Genomic DNA, 18,968 nt, shown 5'->3' with positions numbered 1-18,968 from the left:
GCAACAGGAGCTCGGCGCGATCATCGGCTTCGGGATGGAGACGACGCGCTCGGCTTTCGGCTGATTCCGTTGACCCTGCCAGGCACCCGGCGTATCGTGAACAGGCGGAAAACAGACAATTCTATCAGGGACGAACGAGCCGGAACGCTGCGACTTACCTTGTTTTGCGCGGCGAAATCGGAGGGTTCTTCCGACGACTTCGGGGGGAGCTCAATGTCTCGCGACCGCGGCTCGTTCGTGGCTTTTCGCGGCGGCGGTTTGCGCCGCGCGATCGTGACCACCAGCGGAATTCTTGCCCTGGCACTGGCCGCCGGCTTTTGCCTCGGCGGTGCGGCAAAGGCTCAGGAAGCCCAGATCATCTATCCGGGCTCGATGGCGGTGACCGGCTTCCCCGGCACGATCATCCCGGATTTCGGCTCTCCCGATTCCGAAAAGGGCGGCCTGCCGCCCGGCGTCGACCCGGTCGACGAAACCTTCATCGACACTTCGCAGGCCTCGTTGCGCATTTTCAACGTCTCGCAACTCGGCGGCCCAGCTTCGGGCCAGCTCGTCTACACGCCGCCGCCCTTCGAGGTGACAGCCGGCCAGATCGGCGAGGTGTTCGGCCTCACCTATGACGACGGCGTGCGCGATGGCGTGCCGTCGGGCATTCCGAACCTCTATGCGGCGGCGACCTCGCTGCACGGCATCGAGATCGTCACGCCGGACGCCGACGAGGACGGGCGGCCTGAGCGACAGCGCCGCGGCGCCGCCGGCGCTGTCTTCATGAACGGCCAGTTCGGCACCGAAAATGGCGGCGGACCGGGCACCATCTGGAAAATCGACGGTATCTCGGGCGCCGTCTCGAAATTCGCCGACATCGACACCAACAGCGGGCCCGGCATCGGCAACCTCGCCTTCGATCCGACCCATCGTGAGTTCTTCGCTTCGGATCTCGATACCGGGCTCATCCACCGCATCGATGTCGAGGGCAATCTGATCGACAGCATCGACCATGGCATTGCCGGGCGTCCCGCGCATGGGCTCGCCCCGGTCGCCGACGACGGCGCCGTGATGGACATCCACGACACGGCCTTCGATTCGGAAGACCCTCGAACCTGGGGCTATACGCAGGATGCGCGCCGCGTCTGGGCCGTCGCCTACCATGGCGGGCGGCTCTACTATTCCGTAGGCGAGAAAGCCGAAATCTGGTCGGTCGGCATTGCAAGCGACGGGGGTTTTGGCCGCGATCCGCGCTGGGAACTGACGGTCAAGGCCGACCAAGATTATGCCGTCACCGATATCGCCTTCGACAATCAGGGTTTCATGTATCTCGCCCAGCGCGGCCCGGTCGAGAACCGCTACGATTACAGCCGCTTCGCCGATACCGGCAAAGGCGAGGTGATCCGCTACCAGCGCGAGGATCCGGACGATCCGGCAACGGAATCGGTCTGGGCCGAGGTGCCGCAGGAATATGCGGTCGGCTTCCCGCAGGGCAACCGGCAGTCGGCAGGCGGCGTCGACCTGCAATACCGCTACGACCCCGAAGGCAATCTTGACACCTCGGTCTGCACCGACACGGTCGTGAACACCGGCGACAAATTGCGCGACAATCCGGAGCTTGCCGAGCGCCTCGCCGCCGGCGGGCCGCTTGCCGTGCATGGCGTCCAGCTCACGCCAAGCAAGCTGGTCAAGCCGGTAAACGTGCCGCCCTTCGGCTCCTGGGTCGTCGACTTCGACGGCTATTTCGAAGACCCTGACGTCCAGGGCCATGTCGGCGACGTCAGGGTCTGGCGCCCCTGCGAGGGCCGCGCCGGCTATTATGAGGAAATCCCCGGCGGCTTCCTGCCTCCCGTCTATCCGCCGGACTTCCCGCCGCCCGGCAACCTGCCCCCATGCCTCGATGTCGAGGACGTGCAGTATTTCTGCACACCCCGCGGCCTCCGGGCCGACCTCTATCTCGATGACCACGCCGGCTTTGGCGGCGATTCGATCAAGGCTTTGTCCAAGACACCGGGTGTCGGGGTGACCTCACCCATGTCGCATGCGCCGGGCAAGCCCTACACGATCGGCATCATCGGCCATAATCCGGGCGACACCGTCAATGTCGGGCTCTGCTTCTACCGGAAGTCCGACCGGGACAAAGGCGGCTACTATCCTTGCTGCAAGGTGACGCTGCCGCTGAGGACGCCGGCCGTCGAGTGCGAAGCGCCGAGGAGGGACAGATGAGCGGTCTCGTCCTTTCCCGCCCTGCCCCGCGCAAGGCCGTCATGGGCACGATCATGAAACCCCTGTCATACGCCAGGCGCGGCGCGCGCTGGCTGATGGCGGCCGGTGTCGCGGTCGCCATGATGCCGGCAGTGCCGGCGCTTGCGCAGGACAAGGCACCGGCCGGCCAGATCGCCAACCCGGAAATCACGGCTGGATCGCGCGGCATCAATCCGGAGCTCGGGCGGATCATACCCTTCTTCACCAAGAAGGGTGGCCTAAGGGGCTGCGATAGCGTCGAATACGTCTTGAGCTTCGGCATCCATGGCGACCCGCAGGACTTCGACCGGCCAAGCGTGGCGGCCCTTCTGAAGGCGACAAGGCTCGACTTCAAGGACCAGTTGCCGCACGGCTTGCAGATCGTGAGCGTCGACCTCGTCGGCGACGGCACGGGCGCTTCCGGCGGACCGCTGCCCGCTGCTTCGATCAGCACATCGGCCGGCCCAAATGATACGGCAAGCGTTTCCAATTTCCGGATCAGCGCTTCGAACCTCGACGGCGTCGGCGCTGCCGACGAACGCGTGATCACTTTCCGGATCACGGCCAAGATAGACCATGCCGCCTTCGCCGCGCCGGCAACGGTCGATAACCAGGGTGAGATGAAGGTGGCCTTCAGGGGCGGCCCGGCAACCACGATCCCCTCGCAGGATCCGGACAAGCCCGACGACGCCGATTTCCTCACCGGCGTGAAAACCTCGATCACGATCGACCTGAGCAAGTGCAACCCGCCGCCTCCGCCTCCCAGCAAGGAATGCTTCAAGGTCGAACGCGGCACGGTCGACTGCGTGCCCGGTGGCGGCGCCTTCATCTATCACATGCCGGTCGGTCCGGAGATGGCCGGCAAATGGGTGCAGCTGTCGACGACGACACCCGGCATCACCATCGCCACCGACACCCAGCAGGTACCTGCCGGCGGCGGCGTGTTGAACTGGAAGATCATCGGCGCCTCGCCGGGCGAGGCCATCCATCTCGTCGTCATCGGCATCGACACCTATGCCGGGCCGAAGGAAGGCTGGGGACTTTGCTGCACGCAGGAGATCGACATCGACATTCCGCGTGATCTCAGGTGCCCGCCCCAAAAGCAGCCCGACCTCAAGGTGGAGAAGTGGGCAGAGGTGCCGCGCTGCACGATGTCCGGCGGCTGCGACTTCACCATCACGGTCACCAATGTCGGCGATGCGCCCTATAACGGCAAGATCGTGCTCGACGAGGTGACATTGCCGGCCGGGTCGGCGCTGTCGTCGGGACCGAACCCACCCTGGGTCTGCGCGCCCGGGACGACGCCGATGACCTGCACCCATCCGGCAACCACGCTCAACCCGGGCGCCTCCGCCGTCCTCAAGCTCGGCTTCAAGCCGGCCGGCGGCTGGCAGGGCAGCGTGCTGCGCAATTGCGCCGCCTATGACTACCAGGCGAGCGGCAAGCCGCTGTTCGGCAGCCAGCAGAACGATCGCGGCTGCGCCTCGATCCCGGTCTGCCGCCGTGGCGATCGCGATCCGCAATGCCAGCCTGCGGTCGAGAAGAAGGTCGACCTGCTGCTGAAGAAGCGCGCCCGCATGCCGGTCTGCACGCCGGACGGCATCTGCAGCTTCGTGATCGATATCATCAACAACGGCACCAGCACCTATCACGGGCCGCTGACCGTGATCGACACCTATCCGGGCGACGCGCCGACCTCCTCGGCCTTCGGGCCCAGCCCGCCATGGACCTGCTTGCCGAACGGCCCCGGCCAGTTCCGCTGCGACAATGCCGGCATCTCGCTGCCGCCGGGCGCCTCGACGCCCATCGTGGTCAAGGCGGTCATGCCGGCAAACTACCGGCCGGACACGGTCGAGAACTGCGCCGAGGTGAAGGCCATTGCCGGCGAGGTCGACCTCGCGAACAACAAGGCGTGCGCGACCGAGCGCATCCGCCGTCCGAATGGCGCCAAGCCCGGCCTGCGCATCACCAAGGCGTGCGAGAGCTCGCTGGCCGGTGCGTCTTCGGTATCCTGCCGCATCACCGTGACCAATGCCGGCACTGCTGCCCCCACCGGTCCGGTGCGAGTCAACGATGCCGCCACGCTGGTGTCGGGCGGCGCGCCGGTCGCTGTCCGGACCGTGACCCCGGACGGCGCCGACTGGAACTGCGGGCCAGTGCCCGCCAACATGCTGTCTTGCCAGATTGCCGGCGCCGTCATGACGCCCGGAACCAGCCGGCACTTCGACGTGACGGTCGGCGGCAATGACGCGTTCGAGAACTGCGCGCGCGGCTCTTTTGGGCCGGCGCCCCGCGACGACATCGTCTATCCGATCGGCCAGGCTTGCGCGAAGGGCGGTGGGGCCTCCACGATCCGCGTCGAGAAGACCGGCGACAGCGAATGCCAGCCAGGCGCGCCCTGCTCGTTCGAGATCACCATCACGAATGAGGGGCCGAATGCCTTCTCCGGTCCGGTCCGCATCGGCGATGCGGTCGGCATCGACGGTCTCGGCAGGCTGGAGGGTGTCAAGATCACCGCGATCGACCCGCCTTTCGGCTGCTCGCCGGAGCCGGCGACGCTGCCGGCGTCCTGCATCGCCAATCTGAGGCTGGGCGCCGGCGAAAGCCATACGCATCATGTCACAGTGGTCCTTCCCGACGACGCGCGCCTTGCCACTCTGCGGGGTACGGTCAGCGGACAGAACTGCGTCGGGGTGCTCTCGCCAAACACGCCGGTGCAGGGCGGCGGCGATCTGCTGTCGCGCGCCCCAGCCAACGCGCAGGGCGACCGCGGCAGGGCCTATGCATGCCACCCCTTCACCATCAAGCGTGAGGTGAAGAACCAGTGTTCGGGCGGCATGGTGCTCAACTCGGCCGGCCGCTGCGCCTGCCCGGACGGCACCACATTCCGCAACGGTCAGTGCTCGTCCGGCGGCACCAAGCTTCTGCCGCTGCCAGTGCCGCAGCGCTGCGTCCTGCTCAAGGGCCAGATCCGGACCGAGGACGGGCGCTGCGTCTGCCCGCGCGGCGCCGAGCTGGAAAACGGCAGATGCGTTCAGAGCGAGCAGCCGCAGGAGCCGCAGTGCACGCTGAGTCCCGGCCAGTACCGCGACCAGGACGGCAATTGCGTATGCCGGCGCGGCGAGCTGGTGAACGGCGTCTGCCGCGTCGCTCCGCCGAAATGCACTATCCGCGGCGCCGTGCCGACACCGGATGGCTGCGCCTGTCCCAAGGACACGCATGTCGACCGCGCCGCCAAGGCTTGCGTGCCCGACAGGCAGCAGCCGCCCAGCCAGTGCCGCATTCGTGGCCAGGTGCGCAATGCCGATGGCGATTGCGTCTGCCCGAGGGGGACGGCGTTGAAGGGCAAAGCCTGCGTGCCGGTCAGGAAGCCGCAAGCATGCTCCATCCGCGGCCAGTTCCTCAACAAACGCGGCGTCTGCGTGTGTCCACGCGGCACCGAAGTGATCGAAGGTAGATGCGGCAGGTTCGAAGACGCTGTATGCGCGCCGGGCTCGGAGATGATCGATGGCATGTGCCAGCCGATCATCAGGCGGCGCTGCCCGGTCGGAACGGCCGGCCGGTATCCGGATTGCTTCCCGATCCGCAGGCGGCCAGGCGTGGAGATCGATCCGGACCTGCTGCTCAATCCGAATATCCTGCAGCAGTTGGTGCCAAGAAGCCAACCAAGGCTGCAGCGGAACCCGGCGACTGACAACCTTCAGTAAGGCAGCCCATCACTACCGCGCCCGCGAACCCGCCGGAAAAATCCAGCGGGTTCTCTCCTTCCCGCATCGCAGCTCGCGTTTTGCGTGCCCGTCGAGCGAAGCGGAAAACACGCTTCCCCTTGGCCGGACGATGGTCTAGGCAGACCCGCGTGCCAGCGCGCAGCACAGAGCGCCGATGAGGATGCCGGGAGAAGCCTTTCATGAGCAAGAAGACCCTGATCGCACCATCGGTGCTGGCGTCGGACTTTTCGAAGCTCGGCGATGAGGTCGAAGCGGTCGCGGCGGCCGGAGCCGATTGGATCCATCTCGACGTGATGGACGGCCATTTCGTGCCCAACATCACTTTCGGCCCACCGGTGATCAAGGCGATCCGCAACCGGACAAAAACCTTCTTCGACTGCCATCTCATGATCGCGCCTGCCGACCCCTACCTGGCGGCCTTTGCCGAGGCCGGCTGCGACGGCATAACGGTCCATGCCGAGGCCGGCCCGCATCTCGACCGTTCGCTGCAAACCATCAAAGGTCTCGGCAAGAAGGCCGGTGTCTCGCTCAACCCGGCGACGCCGGAAACGGCGATCGAATATGTGCTCGACCGGCTCGACCTCATCCTGATCATGACCGTCAATCCCGGCTTCGGCGGCCAGGCTTTCATCCCGGCGATCGTCGACAAGGTGCGAAAGGTCAAGGCGCTGATCGGCGAGCGCCCGATCCGCATCGAGGTCGACGGCGGCATCTCGCCAGAAACGGCGCCGCTGGTGACGGCCGCCGGCGCCGGCGTGCTGGTGGCCGGCGCGGCCATTTTCAAAGGCGGCACAGTGGAAACCTATCGGGCAAATATCGAAGCGATCCGCTCAGCCGCCGACAAGGCCGTTAAAGACGTCGACAGTGCGTTCCTAGCAAAGCCGCCTCGCTAACTAAGGGCTGTTCAGTATACCGAGTTATGTCAAGTCTCCCACTGACGTCAGCCTTTTTTCAAGTGGATTTTACTTTATTCGATAATTGACCCCGCCTTGTCTTAAAGTACGAATATCGCCATCATACGTTTTTAGGCGGCAGTGCTCGGCTGTAAGATACATCGTATGAAATTGCTTGGCCGAGGGACCCTGCAAAACAGGGGCCGGCAACAGGAGTCAAATTGCCATACGGGAACGCCGATACGGGCGAAGGCAAGGGTGCCAAGAGCACGCTGGCCAGTTCGGTCTACCATCAGCTCCGCGAGGACTTGCTGCGGGGAGCTTTGGAAGCCGAGGGCAAGCTGCGCGTCGAATGGGTCGTTTCCCGGTATGGCGCCGGCGCTTCGCCGGTGCGCGAGGCGCTGAACCGTCTGGCCGCCGAGGGATTGCTCGGCCGCCACGACCAGCGCGGCTTCTTCGTGATGCCGGTCAACGCGGCCGAGCTGGAGGAGCTCACCCGCACGCGGTGCTGGCTGGAAGAACGCGCATTACGCGAATCCATTGCGCACCGAACGGCGGAATGGGAAGAACAGCTGGTGCTCGCCCTGCACCGCCTGGCGCGCGCCGAACGCCGCCGGCCCGATGACCCGGCAACCAACAATCCGGAATGGGAGAAGCTGCACCGCGCCTTTCATCGCGCGCTGATCTGCGCCTGCCGCTCGCATTGGCTGATCGGCTTTTGCGACCAGCTTTCCGACCAGGCCTCCCGCTACCGGCTGATCTCGCAGCGCGGCCCCGGCTCCGAACGCGACGACTTCGGCGAGCACCGGACGATTGCCGAGCGGACCATGGACGGCGACGCCGACGGCGCGGTCGAGGCCTTGCTCAGTCACTACCGCCTGACGGCGGAGATGTGCATGGCGCAGCTCAGCCCAGGCGACGGTCCGCGGGCTCGCGCAGGCAAGGCCGCGCGCGGTCGCAAATAGCTGCCCATCGCTGACAAATCTGATATTCGCTCTGGCCGAGCTTTCGACGCCAGGGACGACATGACCAATCACCTGTTCGACGCGTTTCGCGCCAGCATGCCGGCGCCTGGCCAAGTGCTGATGGAGACGGGTGACGGGCGTTCGATTTCCTATGCCGACATGCTGGCGTGGTCCGCGCGGTTTGCGCACGCGCTGGTCGCCGCTGGTGTGCTGCCCGGCGATCGCGTCGCGGTGCAGGTGGAGAAGCCCCCTGAAGCTTTGCTCCTCTATCTCGCCTGTCTGCGCGCCGGCGCCGTCTTCCTGCCGCTCAACACCGCCTATACGCTGCCGGAGCTCGACTATTTCTTCCGCGACGCGGAGCCGCGGCTGGTCGTGTGCGATCCGGAAAAGGTGAAGGATGTGCAACCGCTTGCCGCATCGGCGGCGGCGGCAACGCTGACGCTAGGCCGCGACGGACAGGGCACGCTTGCGGACCGTGCGGCGCTGCAGCCGGCGGATTTTGCGGATCTGGAGCGCGGCCCCGACGATCTTGCCGCCATCCTTTAGACGTCTGGCACGACGGGCCGCTCCAAGGGCGCCATGCTCAGCCACGAGAACCTCGCCTCCAACGCGCGCGTGCTGGTGGATTACTGGCGCTTCAGCGGCGATGATGTGCTCATCCACGCGCTGCCGATCTTCCACACGCACGGCCTGTTCGTCGCGACCAACGTCATCCTGATGGCCGGCGCAAAAATGCTGTTCGAGCGGAAGTTCGACCCGGCCCGTGTGATTTCGCTTCTGCCGCGCGCGACCGCGCTGATGGGCGTGCCGACCTTCTATGTGCGGCTCCTGCAGCAGCAGGGCCTGACGAAGGATGCGGCCAGCCGCATGCGGCTGTTCATCTCTGGTTCGGCGCCGTTGCTTAGCGAGACGCATAATGCCTGGCGCGAGCGCACCGGCCACGCCATCCTCGAACGCTACGGCATGACCGAAACCAACATGAACACCTCCAACCCCTATGACGGCGAACGGCGCGCGGGCACGGTCGGCTTTCCGCTGCCGGGTGTCTCGCTGCGTGTCGCCGACCCCGAAAGCGGCAAGCCGCTAGCCCAGGGCGAGATCGGCATGATCGAGGTGAAGGGCCCGAACGTCTTTGCCGGCTATTGGCGGATGCCAGAGAAAACCAAGGCCGAATTCCGCGACGACGGCTTCTTCATCACCGGCGACCTCGGCCTGATCGATACCGGCGGCTATGTCCACATCGTCGGCCGCGGCAAGGACCTGATCATCTCGGGCGGCTACAACGTCTATCCCAAGGAAATCGAGAGCGAGATCGACGCGCTTGCCGGCGTTGCCGAAAGCGCGGTGATCGGGGTTGCGCATCCCGACTTCGGCGAAGGCGTCACGGCCGTCGTGGTGCGCAAGCCGGGCTCGGCAATCAGCGCAGCCGATATCGCCGACGCCATCGCCGGGCGGCTGGCCAAATACAAGCATCCAAAGCAGGTGATCTTCGTCGACGAATTGCCGCGCAACACGATGGGCAAGGTGCAGAAGAACGTTTTGCGCGAGGCGTTTAAGGATATCTACCAATCCAGGCCGCAGAGCTAGGACCAGTGCAAACGCCCGGTAGCTTCGCCATTTTGGGGCGGAGCAAGGAGCGAAGCGACGCGGGAAGACCCTAGGATCCATGCCTTAACGCCCAACGTTGCAACAATTACAGAATTCTGCACCGTTGCGCCCCACGGCAGAGGTCACGACAAGGATCCTCGGGTCAAGGCCGAGGATGACGAAGGAAGAGGCCTACGCCGCAAACACCTTCTCGCCGCCGATCCAGACATTCTTGACGTCCAGGTCTTCCGACAGCCCGACAATGTCCGCTGCGGTGCCGTTGGCGAAGCGGCCGAGGCGATGCGCCTGGCCGATCGCTTCGGCGGGATAGAGCGAGGCCATGCGGAGCGCCTCGTCGAGATCGAGCCCGACCACGCGATGGACAAAGCGCACGGCGGAAATCATGTCTAGATCGGCGCCGGCCAGCGTGCCGTCGGCAAGCCTGAGACTCCCGTCCTTGCGGTAGATGGTACGGCCGTTGAGGGTGAAGGATGTCATGTCGGTGCCGATCGTCGCCATGGCGTCGGTGACCAAAAGGATCTTGCCCGGGCCTTTCTTGGCATTGAGTGCAAGCGTCATGGTGCCGGGATGGACATGGATACCGTCCGCGATGATGCCAGCGTAGAAGCTGCCGGTGTCGATCGCCGCTCCGGCCAGTCCCGGCTCGCGATTGCCGATCTGGCTCATGGCATTGAAGAGATGGGTGACGACCGTGGCGCCGGCCTCGGCGAAGGCCGTTGCCGTGGCATAGCCGGTGTCGGAGTGGCCGAGGCTGACAACGATGCCGGCCGCGGCCAGCGCCGTGACCCGGGCCGGCTGGACCGATTCCGGTGCGACCGTGGTGAGCAGCACCGGCAAGCCCTGACGCGCCGCGACCAGCGCAGCCTGGTCGGCGTCCGTCATTGGCCGGATAAGAGCCGGATCATGCGCGCCCTTGCGCGCGACGGACAGATGCGGGCCTTCGAGATGCAGCCCAAGAAAACCCGGCACCTTCTTCCGGGCGGCCTCGGCGCCGGCGGCGACCGCCGCGGCGGTGATCGCCGGCGTGTCAGTGATCAGCGTCGGCAAGAGCGCCGTGGTGCCGAAGGGCGCGTGCGCCCGGCAGATGGTCTCGATCGAGGCGACATCGGGATGGTCGTTGAGCATGATGCCGCCACCGCCATTGACTTGGATGTCGACGAAGCCGGGAACCAAGAGGCCGCCACCGGTCTCGACACGGGAGACGCCTGACGGCACGGCGCCGGTGGGCAGAATGGCCTCGACCATGCCGTCCTTGACGACGAGGGCCGTATCGTCGTGCCAGTCGGCGCCGTCGAAGATGCGAGCGCCGGTGAGGGCGAAACGGTCGCTCATACGGTTTCCGTCACCTTGCGCAAATTGCGTGGCGCATCCGGATCGAGGCCCCGATGGCGAGCGAAGGCCTCTACGAAGGCATAGAAGGACACGATCAGCGGCAGCGGATCGGTTAACGGATGGCCGGTTGCGACATACGGCAGCAGCCTGGCTGCCTTCGCCTTGTCGGAGGTGACGAAAGCGGCCGCGCCTTTGGCCGTCAAGCTATCGGCGGCCTCGGCCACCGAAGGCTCCGACGCGTCGCGGGCAGCAAGCGCCAGGACCGGGAAGCCCGGCCCGACCAGCGCCAGCGGCCCATGCATGACCTCGGCGGCGCTGTAAGCCTCTGCATGCATGGCGCAAGTTTCCTTGAATTTCAGCGCCGCCTCGCTGGCGATCGCGAAGGATGGGCCGCGGCCGAGGATGAACAGCGAGCGCGGGGACTCGAGCGCCGCGGCGAGCGCCATCCAGTCGTAGGCGATCGCCTTCTCGAAATGCTCCGGCAGGCGGGCGAGCGCAGCAAGCAGCGCCTCATCGCCAGTGCTGTGCGCCATCAGCGCCAGGGCGGCGACGGCCGAGTTGACGAAGGTCTTGGTGGCCGCGACGCTGCGCTCCGGGCCGGCGAGAATGTCGATGGCGTAATCCGAGGCGCGCGCCAGTGGCGAGTCGGCGGTGTTGGTGATGGCGACGGTGAGCGCGCCGCCGGCTCTCGCGGTTTCGGCCATAGCGACGATGTCGGGACTCTTGCCCGACTGCGAGATCGCCAGGCAAGCCGAGCCGCGCAGCCTCAGCTTCGCGCCATAGATGGAAGCGATCGACGGGCCGACGGAAGCGACGGCGAGGCCGGCCGTCAGCTCCACGGCATATTTCATGAAGGTGGCGGCATGGTCGGACGAGCCGCGCGCCACGGTAACGACGAAATGCGGATCGCGCTCGCGAAGACCGCGGCCGGCCTCGGCCAGCACGTTGGCTGAGCCGTCCAGCAGGCGGGCGGTGGCCTGCGGGATCTCCTCGATCTCGCGCCGCATGTGGGTGGCGGTTGCGCTCATGGCCGGCTCTCCTCTCCCGGCCCGGTCAGCCGGAGTTCCGCGACGAAGTCATAGGCGTCGCCCCTGTAGATCGAGCGCGTGAACTCGATCACCTTGCCGCTCGCCAGATAGGAAATACGTTCGATGTGCAGGCCGGCAACCCCCGGCGGCACTTCGAGAAGGCGCGCGTCGCCGTCGCCGAGATTGGCGGCCGAAATGCGCTGCACGGCCCGCACCGGGCGGTTGCCGGTCAGTTCCAGCGCCGCGTAGAGCGAGGAGCCGATCGCTTCGGGGTCGGGAAGCACGCTCGCCGAAATCGCGGCGCGCTCGATCGCCAGCGGCGTGTCGTTGGCGATGCGCAGGCGCGCCACGCGCGCCACCAGCTCGCTCGACGACAGGCCGAGCACCATCATCTCGTCCGGCGAGGGCGCATAGAGGCCGCGGTCGAGCCAGGCCGAGCGCACGACCATGCCGCGGCGCGCCATATCCTCGGTGAAGGAGGTGAGCCGCGACAGCGACTGCTCGACACGTTCCATGCGCGGGGCGACAAAGGTGCCGGAGCCATGGCGCTGGACGAGGATGCCGCCTTTGACGAGATCCTGCACGGCCTTGCGCACAGTGACGCGCGAAATGTCGGCCTTGCTGGCTATATCGCGCTCCGACGGCAGCGCGTCACCCGGCCCGATCAGGCCGCGATTGACCGCTTCCTCGATGCTTTTTCTCAGCTGCAGGTAAAGCGGCGCTCCGCTCTGCGAGGATTCTTTCAGCATAGCGAAGATCTGGTCGGCGGCGCTCATGGCGGCGCCTCCGGCAGCATGGCGAAAATCCGGTCGGCGGCGCTCATCGGGCGCCTCCGGATTTGCCCGCGAAGATGCGCGCGGCCATCTGCACCGCGCCGCCGAGCGCATCGTCAAGCGGGGCCTTCAGCAGCGCCTGATAGCGCGCCGCCAGCCGCGGCGCGTAGAGCGGCGCCAGGCCGCCGAGCAGGCATAGCGGCGCATCGTCGGCGAGTTCGAGGGCGCCGAGCGAAGCCTCGACATCGGCAACCGCCTTATCGAGGATCCAATTGGCGACGAGATCGCCCTTTTCGGCATGCTCGAAGACCTTTGGCGCGAAACCGCCGAAGTCGCCGGGCTTGGCGTTGGTGGTGAACTCGACCACGTCCTCGGGATTGTTGCGGAAGACGGCAAGCATGGCATCCGTCAGCGGCGACCCGGGGCGGATGCCGTCATAGGCAAGGAGCGTCTGCTCGAGCAGGTCGCGGCCGATACGGGCGCCGCTGCCCTGGTCGCCGACCTGGAAACCCCAGCCGCCGATGGCGCGCGACTTGCCCGCTTTGCGCGCCATATAGGCGGTGCCGGTGCCCAGGATCGCCATGGCGCCGTCGCCGGAGCCGACGGCGCCTTCGAGCGCGATCTCGGCATCGGTCTCGACGCGGCTTTTGCTGAACGGCAGGATCGCTTCCAGCTGCTGCCTGTAGGTGCCGACATTGGCTCCGGCGAGGCCGAGAATGGCAGGCGTCTCGGGGATCAGCTCCGGATCTTCACCGGCGGCCACGAAAGCCTGCCTTGCCGCCTCGACGATGTTTGCGCGCGCACCGGTAAGGTCGGTGCGGATATTGGCCGCGCCGCTCTTGGCGCGGCCAACGACAGCGCCGTCGGCGGTCGCAAGGGCCGCCCTGCAGCTTGTGCCGCCGCCATCGATGCCAAGCACGAATTTCACGCGATTTTCTCCTCGTCGCGGATAATACCAATAAAATACCAATAGCCAAGCGTTAATTTCGGCTCAAAAAAGATTAAGGCGTATTTGATTGAAAGGACATGGAAATTTGTTCCCGACGCGCTCCGGAGCATGAAAACGCAATGAGAGATGTGGACAAGTGGTATTTTTTTGGTATTGTTCGATCAGTTGGAGGAAAGCGGATGGCCGAGACGCGCACGGAAGCGCTTCATCAGAACGCCGCGGGGCTGGATGTCCAGACCCCGGATGCCATCCTTTCATTCCTCGCCAATGCGCAGATCGAGGCCGCCCGGGCCGTGCACGGCGCCATTCCGGCCATTGCCGAGGCCGCCGAGCTTGTCGCCAGACAATTGAAGGGTGGAGGCAGGCTCGCCTACGCGGCAGCCGGCAGTTCCGGCCTGATGGCTGTCGCCGATGCGCTGGAACTTCCCGGCACATTCGGGATCGCGCGTGACCGCATCGCCATCCTGATCGCCGGCGGCGACGAGGCGTTCCACACGCTTGCCGGCGGACCGGAAGACGATACAGAGGAAGCCGCGGCAGCCGTGGCGAATGCCAATATCGGCAAGGGCGACTGCCTGATCGCCATCTCGGCCAGTGGCTCGACGCCCTATGCGGTCCAGGCGATCGGCGACGCGCGGTGCCGGGGCGCGACGACGATCGCGATCGCCAACAACAAGGGCGCGGCGCTGTTCGGCGAGGCCGACGTCGCCATCCTGCTCGAGACGCCGCCGGAGATGATCGCCGGCTCGACGCGCATGGGCGCGGGAACAGCACAGAAGATCGCGCTCAACATGCTGTCGACGCTCGCTGCCGTCCATCTCGGCCATGTGCATGACGGCTACATGGTCAACCTCGCCGCCGACAACTTCAAGCTGCGCGACCGCGCGGCGCGCATGGTGGCCGCCATCAGCGGACGCAGCCGCGAAGACGCGGCGCGCCTGCTCGAAGAGAGCGGCGGCAGCGTCAAGACTGCCATTCTGCTCGCCGCGGGTGCTGCCAATGCCGATGCGGCCGAGAAGATACTGGAAAAAACCGGCCAGAAGCTCAGGCCGGCGCTTTCCGCGATCGAGGGGAGCAAGGGGCGCTAGCCGCTGTTCTCATCAAAACCGAACCTGAAAAAGGTCAACAGGGAGACTGGACATGACGACCAAACTACTGACGGCACTTCTCATCGGCACGAGCATTCTCGGCACCACCGGGATGGCCCTCGCCGAAGACGTCACGCTCAACATCGAGAGCTGGCGCGGCGACGACCTGACCATCTGGAAGGACAAGCTGATCCCGGCCTTCGAAGCCAAGAACCCGGGCATCAAGGTGGTGTTCGCGCCCTCGGCGCCGACCGAGTATGACGCGGCACTCGGCGCCAAGCTCTCTGCCGGCTCGGCGGGCGACCTGATCACTTGCCGCCCCTTCGACAAGTCGCTTGAGCTGTTCAAGAAGGGCAACCTCGCCGACCTCTCGTCGCTGCCCGGCATGGACAACTTCTCTCCGGTCGCCAAGGCCGCCTGGCAGACCGACGACGGAAAGTCGAGCTTCTGCGTGCCGATGGCTTCGGTCATCCACGGCTTCATCTACAACAAGGACGCCTTCGACAAGCTCGGCCTCAAGGTGCCGACGACGAATGAAGAGTTCTACGCCGTGCTCGACAAGATCAAGGCGGACGGCACCTATATCCCGATGGCGATGGGCACGAAGGACCTCTGGGAAGCCGCGACCATGGGCTACCAGAACATCGGCCCGAACTACTGGAAGGGCGAGGAAGGCCGTCAGGCGCTGATCAAGGGCGAGCAGAAGCTGACCGATCCGCAGTGGGTCGAACCCTACAAGGAACTGGCCAAGTGGAAGCCCTATCTCGGCGACGGCTTCGAGGCGCAGACCTATCCGGACAGCCAGAACCTGTTCACGCTCGGCCGCGCCGCCATCTACCCGGCTGGCTCCTGGGAGATCGGCCTGTTCAACACCCAGGCGCAATTCAAGATGGGCGCCTTCCCGCCGCCCGTGCAGAAGGCCGGCGACACTTGCTACATCTCCGACCATACCGATATCGGCATGGGCCTGAACGCTGCCTCGAAGCACCCGGAAGAAGCCAAGAAGTTCCTGTCCTGGGTCGCTTCGCCGGACTTCGCCAACATCTACGCCAATGCGTTGCCGGGCTTCTTCAGCCTGAACAACACGCCGGTGAAAATGGAGGACCCGCTGGCGCAGGAATTCGTCTCCTGGCGCGGCAAGTGTAAGTCGACGATCCGCTCGACCTACCAGATCCTGTCGCGCGGCACGCCAAACCTCGAGAACGAGACCTGGGTCGAATCGGCCAATGTGATCAACGGCACCGACACGCCGGAAGCCGCGGCCAAGAAGCTGCAGGACGGCCTCGACAGCTGGTACAAGCCGGCGAAGTAAGACTTTAGCCATTCGAACCGGCCGGGCGCTGCCCGGCCGGCCTTCGGACAGATCTAGATAGCGATTGTCGGCGCCGCCTCTCGGTCTTACCCTCACCCTTGCGGGAAGACGAAGCCGCACTGTCGCTGGCCTTGTCCCTCGCATCATGGGGACAGTCAGGCCGCCGTGCATCGAGGCATCAGCCAAGCACCATCGACCTGGAACCGAGAGACGGCGGGGACCGAACTCATGGCCGCACAAACACGACCCAAGAAACCGATCCGCTGGCATATCGGCGTCTTCCTGGCGCCGGCGGTGCTGGTCTACACGGCAGTCATGATCCTGCCGCTGTTCGGCACCCTGCAGCTTTCTCTGTTCCGCAACATCAACCAGGCGCAAGTGTTCGTCGGGTTCGACAATTTCCACACACTATTCGGCGATCTCAACTGGTCGGTGAATTTCTGGAACGCGCTGCGGAACAATGTCTGGTTCTTCATCATCCACATGCTGGTGCAGAATCCGATCGGCATCCTCTTGGCGGCGCTGCTGTCCAGCCCGAGACTGCGGTTTGCCGCCTTCTATCGGACCGCGATCTTCGTGCCGACGATCCTGTCCTTCGTCATCGTCGGCTTCGCCTGGAAGCTGATCCTGTCGCCGATCTGGGGCGTGGCGCCGCACCTGCTCGACTTCGTTGGGCTGAAGAGCCTGTTCACTCCGTGGCTCGGCAAAGAGCAATATGCGCTCACCGCGCTCAGCCTCGTCTCGGTCTGGCAGTTCGTCGGCATCCCGATGATGCTGATCTATGCAGCGCTTCTGTCGATCCCCGACGAGGTGATCGAGGCCGCCGAATCCGACGGCGTCACTGGTATGGCGCAGTTCTGGAAGATCAAGCTGCCGCTGATCCTGCCTTCGATCGGCATCATCTCGATCCTGACCTTCGTGGGCAATTTCAACGCCTTCGACCTGATCTACACCGCGCAAGGGGCGCTCGCCGGTCCGAATTATTCGACCGACATCCTCGGCACCTTCCTCTACCGCGCCTTCTTCGGTTTCCAGCTGCAGGTCGGCGATCCCAACATGGGTGCCGCGATCGCCACGATCATGTTCCTGATCATCCTCGCCGGCGTCTGCGTCTACCTGTTCCTCGTCCAGACGCGCCTGCGTCGCTATCAGTTCTGAGGCGCGCCATGAGCACCGCAACACATTCGCTTCCCCGCACCATCGGCGCCCATGCAGTCCTTTTGACCTACACGGTGATCGCGCTGTTCCCGGTGATCCTGGTCATCATGAACTCGTTCAAGTCGCGCGCCGGTATTTTTGGCGCGCCGCTGACGCCGCCGACGCCGAAAACTTTCGACCTGATCGGCTACACCACCGTGTTCGGCCAGGGCGACTTTCTGCATTATTTCCAGAACAGCCTCGTCGTCACGGTCGCCTCGCTGTTCTTCGTGCTTCTGTTCGGCGCCATGGCCGCTTTCGCACTGTCGGAATACCGCTTCCGCGGCAACACGATGATGGGGCTCTATCTCGCGCTCGGCATCATGATCCCGATCCGCCTCGGCACCGTCGCCATCCTGCAGCTGATGGTGGCGAGCGGGCTGGTCAACACGCTGACGGCGCTGATCCTGGTCTACACGGCGCAAGGCCTGCCGCTCGCGATCTTCATTCTGTCGGAGTTCATGAAGCAGGTGTCCGACGACCTGAAGAACGCTGGCAGGATCGACGGGCTGTCGGAGTACACGATCTTCTTCCGGCTGGTGCTGCCGCTGGTGCGCCCGTCCATGGCGACGGTCGCCGTCTTCACCATGATCCCGATCTGGAACGACCTGTGGTTCCCGCTGATCCTGGCGCCGTCGGAAGAGACCAAGACGGTGACGCTCGGCGCGCAGCTCTTCCTCGGCCAGTTCGTCACCAACTGGAACGCGATCCTGGCGGCGCTCTCGCTGGCGATCCTGCCGGTGCTGATCCTCTACGTCATCTTCTCGCGGCAGCTGATCCGCGGCATCACGTCAGGAGCCGTCAAGTGAGTGCAGAACAGCCTCTTCGCGTCGTCGTCGCCGGCCTTGGCAATATGGGCCGCAGCCATGCGCTGGCCTATCACACCAATCCGGGCTTCGAGATCGCCGCGCTCGTCAACCGTTCCGAGGTGCCGCTGCCGGATGGACTCGCGGGCTATCGCATCAGGCGCTCCTTCGAGGACGTGCTGCGCGACGAGAAACCGGACGTCGCCGCCATCGCTACTTATTCCGACAGCCACGCCGACTATGCGGTGCGGGCGTTCGAGGCCGGCTGCCATGTCTTCGTCGAGAAGCCGCTGGCGACCACGGTGGCGGACGCCAGGCGCGTCGTCGATGCCGCCAAAGCCAACGGCAGGAAGCTGGTGATCGGCTATATCCTGCGCCACCATCCGTCCTGGATGCGGCTGATCGCCGAGGCGCGCAAGCTCGGCGGGCCATACGTGTTCCGCATGAACCTCAACCAGCAGTCCTCCGGCCACAGCTGGGAAACGCACAAGCAGCTGATGCAGACCACCTCGCCGATCGTCGATTGCGGCGTGCATTACCTCGACGTGATGCTGCAGATCACCGACGCCAGACCGGTCGAGGTGCGCGGGATGGGCGTGCGGCTCAGCGATGAAGTGGCGCCCTCGATGTATAATTACGGCCAACTGCAGGTGCTGTTCGAAGACGGCTCGGTCGGCTGGTATGAGGCCGGCTGGGGACCGATGATCTCGGAGACCGCCTTCTTCGTGAAGGACGTGATGTCGCCCAAAGGCTCTGTGTCGATCGTCATGAAGGAGGGCGTGAAGTCCGACGACATCGACACCCATACCAAGACCTCGACCATCCGCCTGCACAGCGCCACGACCGGGCCGGACGGAAAGTTCATCAAAGAGGACGAGTTGCTGTCGATGGAAGGCGAGCCGGGGCACCAGGAACTCTGCGATCTTGAACAAGCCTTCCTGCTCAAGGCCATCCGCGAGGACATCGACTTGACCCGCCACATGGAGGACGCGGTGAAGTCGCTCGCCGTCTGCCTCGCCGCCGACCAGAGCGTGCGCACCGGCGCGCCAATCAAACTCTAGAA

Annotated in this window: 13 protein-coding genes and 1 pseudogene; 10 read left to right on the top strand and 4 right to left on the bottom strand. The window is 65.2% G+C overall.

What is annotated here, in order from left to right; genetic code table 11:
• The first annotated feature begins 213 nt into the window (after positions 1-213).
• From A9K66_RS12945 to A9K66_RS12925, 5 genes and pseudogenes are all read left to right on the top strand, one after another.
• Positions 214-2,208 (top strand): hypothetical protein, encoded by a 1,995-nt coding sequence (locus tag A9K66_RS12945; RefSeq protein ID WP_082953843.1) that lies wholly within the window; start codon positions 214-216, stop codon positions 2,206-2,208.
• Entirely contained in the window at positions 2,205-5,933 is a 3,729-nt protein-coding gene (locus A9K66_RS12940; RefSeq protein WP_067324055.1) for a DUF11 domain-containing protein, read from the top strand. The genes A9K66_RS12945 and A9K66_RS12940 overlap by 4 nt, the downstream gene beginning before the upstream one ends.
• 200 nt (positions 5,934-6,133) lie before the next feature.
• On the top strand, positions 6,134-6,847 hold the full coding sequence (rpe, locus tag A9K66_RS12935; RefSeq protein ID WP_067324053.1) for a ribulose-phosphate 3-epimerase: 714 nt from the start codon (positions 6,134-6,136) through the stop codon (positions 6,845-6,847).
• A gap of 221 nt (positions 6,848-7,068) precedes the next feature.
• A complete protein-coding gene (locus A9K66_RS12930) occupies positions 7,069-7,812 on the top strand; it encodes a GntR family transcriptional regulator (protein WP_067324052.1) in 744 nt (247 codons plus the stop codon).
• A 60-nt stretch (positions 7,813-7,872) separates the two neighbouring features.
• Positions 7,873-9,399: pseudogene (locus A9K66_RS12925) on the top strand (malonyl-CoA synthase).
• Between the two features lie 192 nt (positions 9,400-9,591).
• On the opposite strand, the gene nagA reads toward A9K66_RS12925, so the two are convergent.
• The 4 genes from nagA to A9K66_RS12905 are packed head-to-tail and all read right to left on the bottom strand — an operon-like array spanning position 9,592 to position 13,481.
• Positions 9,592-10,752: an N-acetylglucosamine-6-phosphate deacetylase gene (nagA, locus tag A9K66_RS12920; protein ID WP_067324050.1), complete on the bottom strand. Its 1,161-nt coding sequence runs from the start codon at positions 10,750-10,752 to the stop codon at positions 9,592-9,594.
• On the bottom strand, positions 10,749-11,780 hold the full coding sequence (locus A9K66_RS12915) for an SIS domain-containing protein (protein WP_067324048.1): 1,032 nt from the start codon (positions 11,778-11,780) through the stop codon (positions 10,749-10,751). Before A9K66_RS12915 ends, nagA begins: the two co-directional genes overlap by 4 nt.
• Positions 11,777-12,556 (bottom strand): GntR family transcriptional regulator, encoded by a 780-nt coding sequence (locus tag A9K66_RS12910; protein ID WP_067324046.1) that lies wholly within the window; start codon positions 12,554-12,556, stop codon positions 11,777-11,779. Before A9K66_RS12910 ends, A9K66_RS12915 begins: the two co-directional genes overlap by 4 nt.
• A gap of 43 nt (positions 12,557-12,599) precedes the next feature.
• The gene (locus A9K66_RS12905) at positions 12,600-13,481 is read right to left on the bottom strand and encodes an N-acetylglucosamine kinase (protein WP_067324044.1); all 882 of its coding nucleotides are present in this window, start codon (positions 13,479-13,481) and stop codon (positions 12,600-12,602) included.
• Positions 13,482-13,681: 200 nt separating this feature from the next.
• Here A9K66_RS12905 and A9K66_RS12900 point away from each other — a divergent pair, with 200 nt between their 5' ends.
• The 5 genes from A9K66_RS12900 to A9K66_RS12880 all read left to right on the top strand — a co-directional run bounded on the left by A9K66_RS12900 (position 13,682) and on the right by A9K66_RS12880 (position 18,966).
• Positions 13,682-14,590 carry an N-acetylmuramic acid 6-phosphate etherase gene (locus A9K66_RS12900; RefSeq protein ID WP_067324042.1) on the top strand — a complete coding sequence of 303 codons (909 nt, stop codon included), beginning with the start codon at positions 13,682-13,684 and terminating at the stop codon, positions 14,588-14,590.
• A gap of 52 nt (positions 14,591-14,642) precedes the next feature.
• Positions 14,643-15,902 carry an ABC transporter substrate-binding protein gene (locus A9K66_RS12895; protein ID WP_067324040.1) on the top strand — a complete coding sequence of 420 codons (1,260 nt, stop codon included), beginning with the start codon at positions 14,643-14,645 and terminating at the stop codon, positions 15,900-15,902.
• A gap of 228 nt (positions 15,903-16,130) precedes the next feature.
• Positions 16,131-17,060: a sugar ABC transporter permease gene (locus A9K66_RS12890; RefSeq protein WP_067324038.1), complete on the top strand. Its 930-nt coding sequence runs from the start codon at positions 16,131-16,133 to the stop codon at positions 17,058-17,060.
• 8 nt (positions 17,061-17,068) lie between these two features.
• Positions 17,069-17,908 (top strand): carbohydrate ABC transporter permease, encoded by an 840-nt coding sequence (locus tag A9K66_RS12885; RefSeq protein WP_066996124.1) that lies wholly within the window; start codon positions 17,069-17,071, stop codon positions 17,906-17,908.
• Positions 17,905-18,966 carry a Gfo/Idh/MocA family oxidoreductase gene (locus tag A9K66_RS12880; RefSeq protein ID WP_067324036.1) on the top strand — a complete coding sequence of 354 codons (1,062 nt, stop codon included), beginning with the start codon at positions 17,905-17,907 and terminating at the stop codon, positions 18,964-18,966. The genes A9K66_RS12885 and A9K66_RS12880 overlap by 4 nt, the downstream gene beginning before the upstream one ends.
• Positions 18,967-18,968 lie beyond the last annotated feature (2 nt).

Origin of the sequence: Mesorhizobium sp. AA23 (genome assembly GCF_001672435.1) — a bacterium.
In the GTDB taxonomy this organism is placed as follows: Bacteria; Pseudomonadota; Alphaproteobacteria; order Rhizobiales; family Rhizobiaceae; genus Mesorhizobium.
The sequence above is the reverse complement of the archived record's forward strand: the minus strand, read 5'-3'. Positions and strand labels throughout refer to the sequence as shown.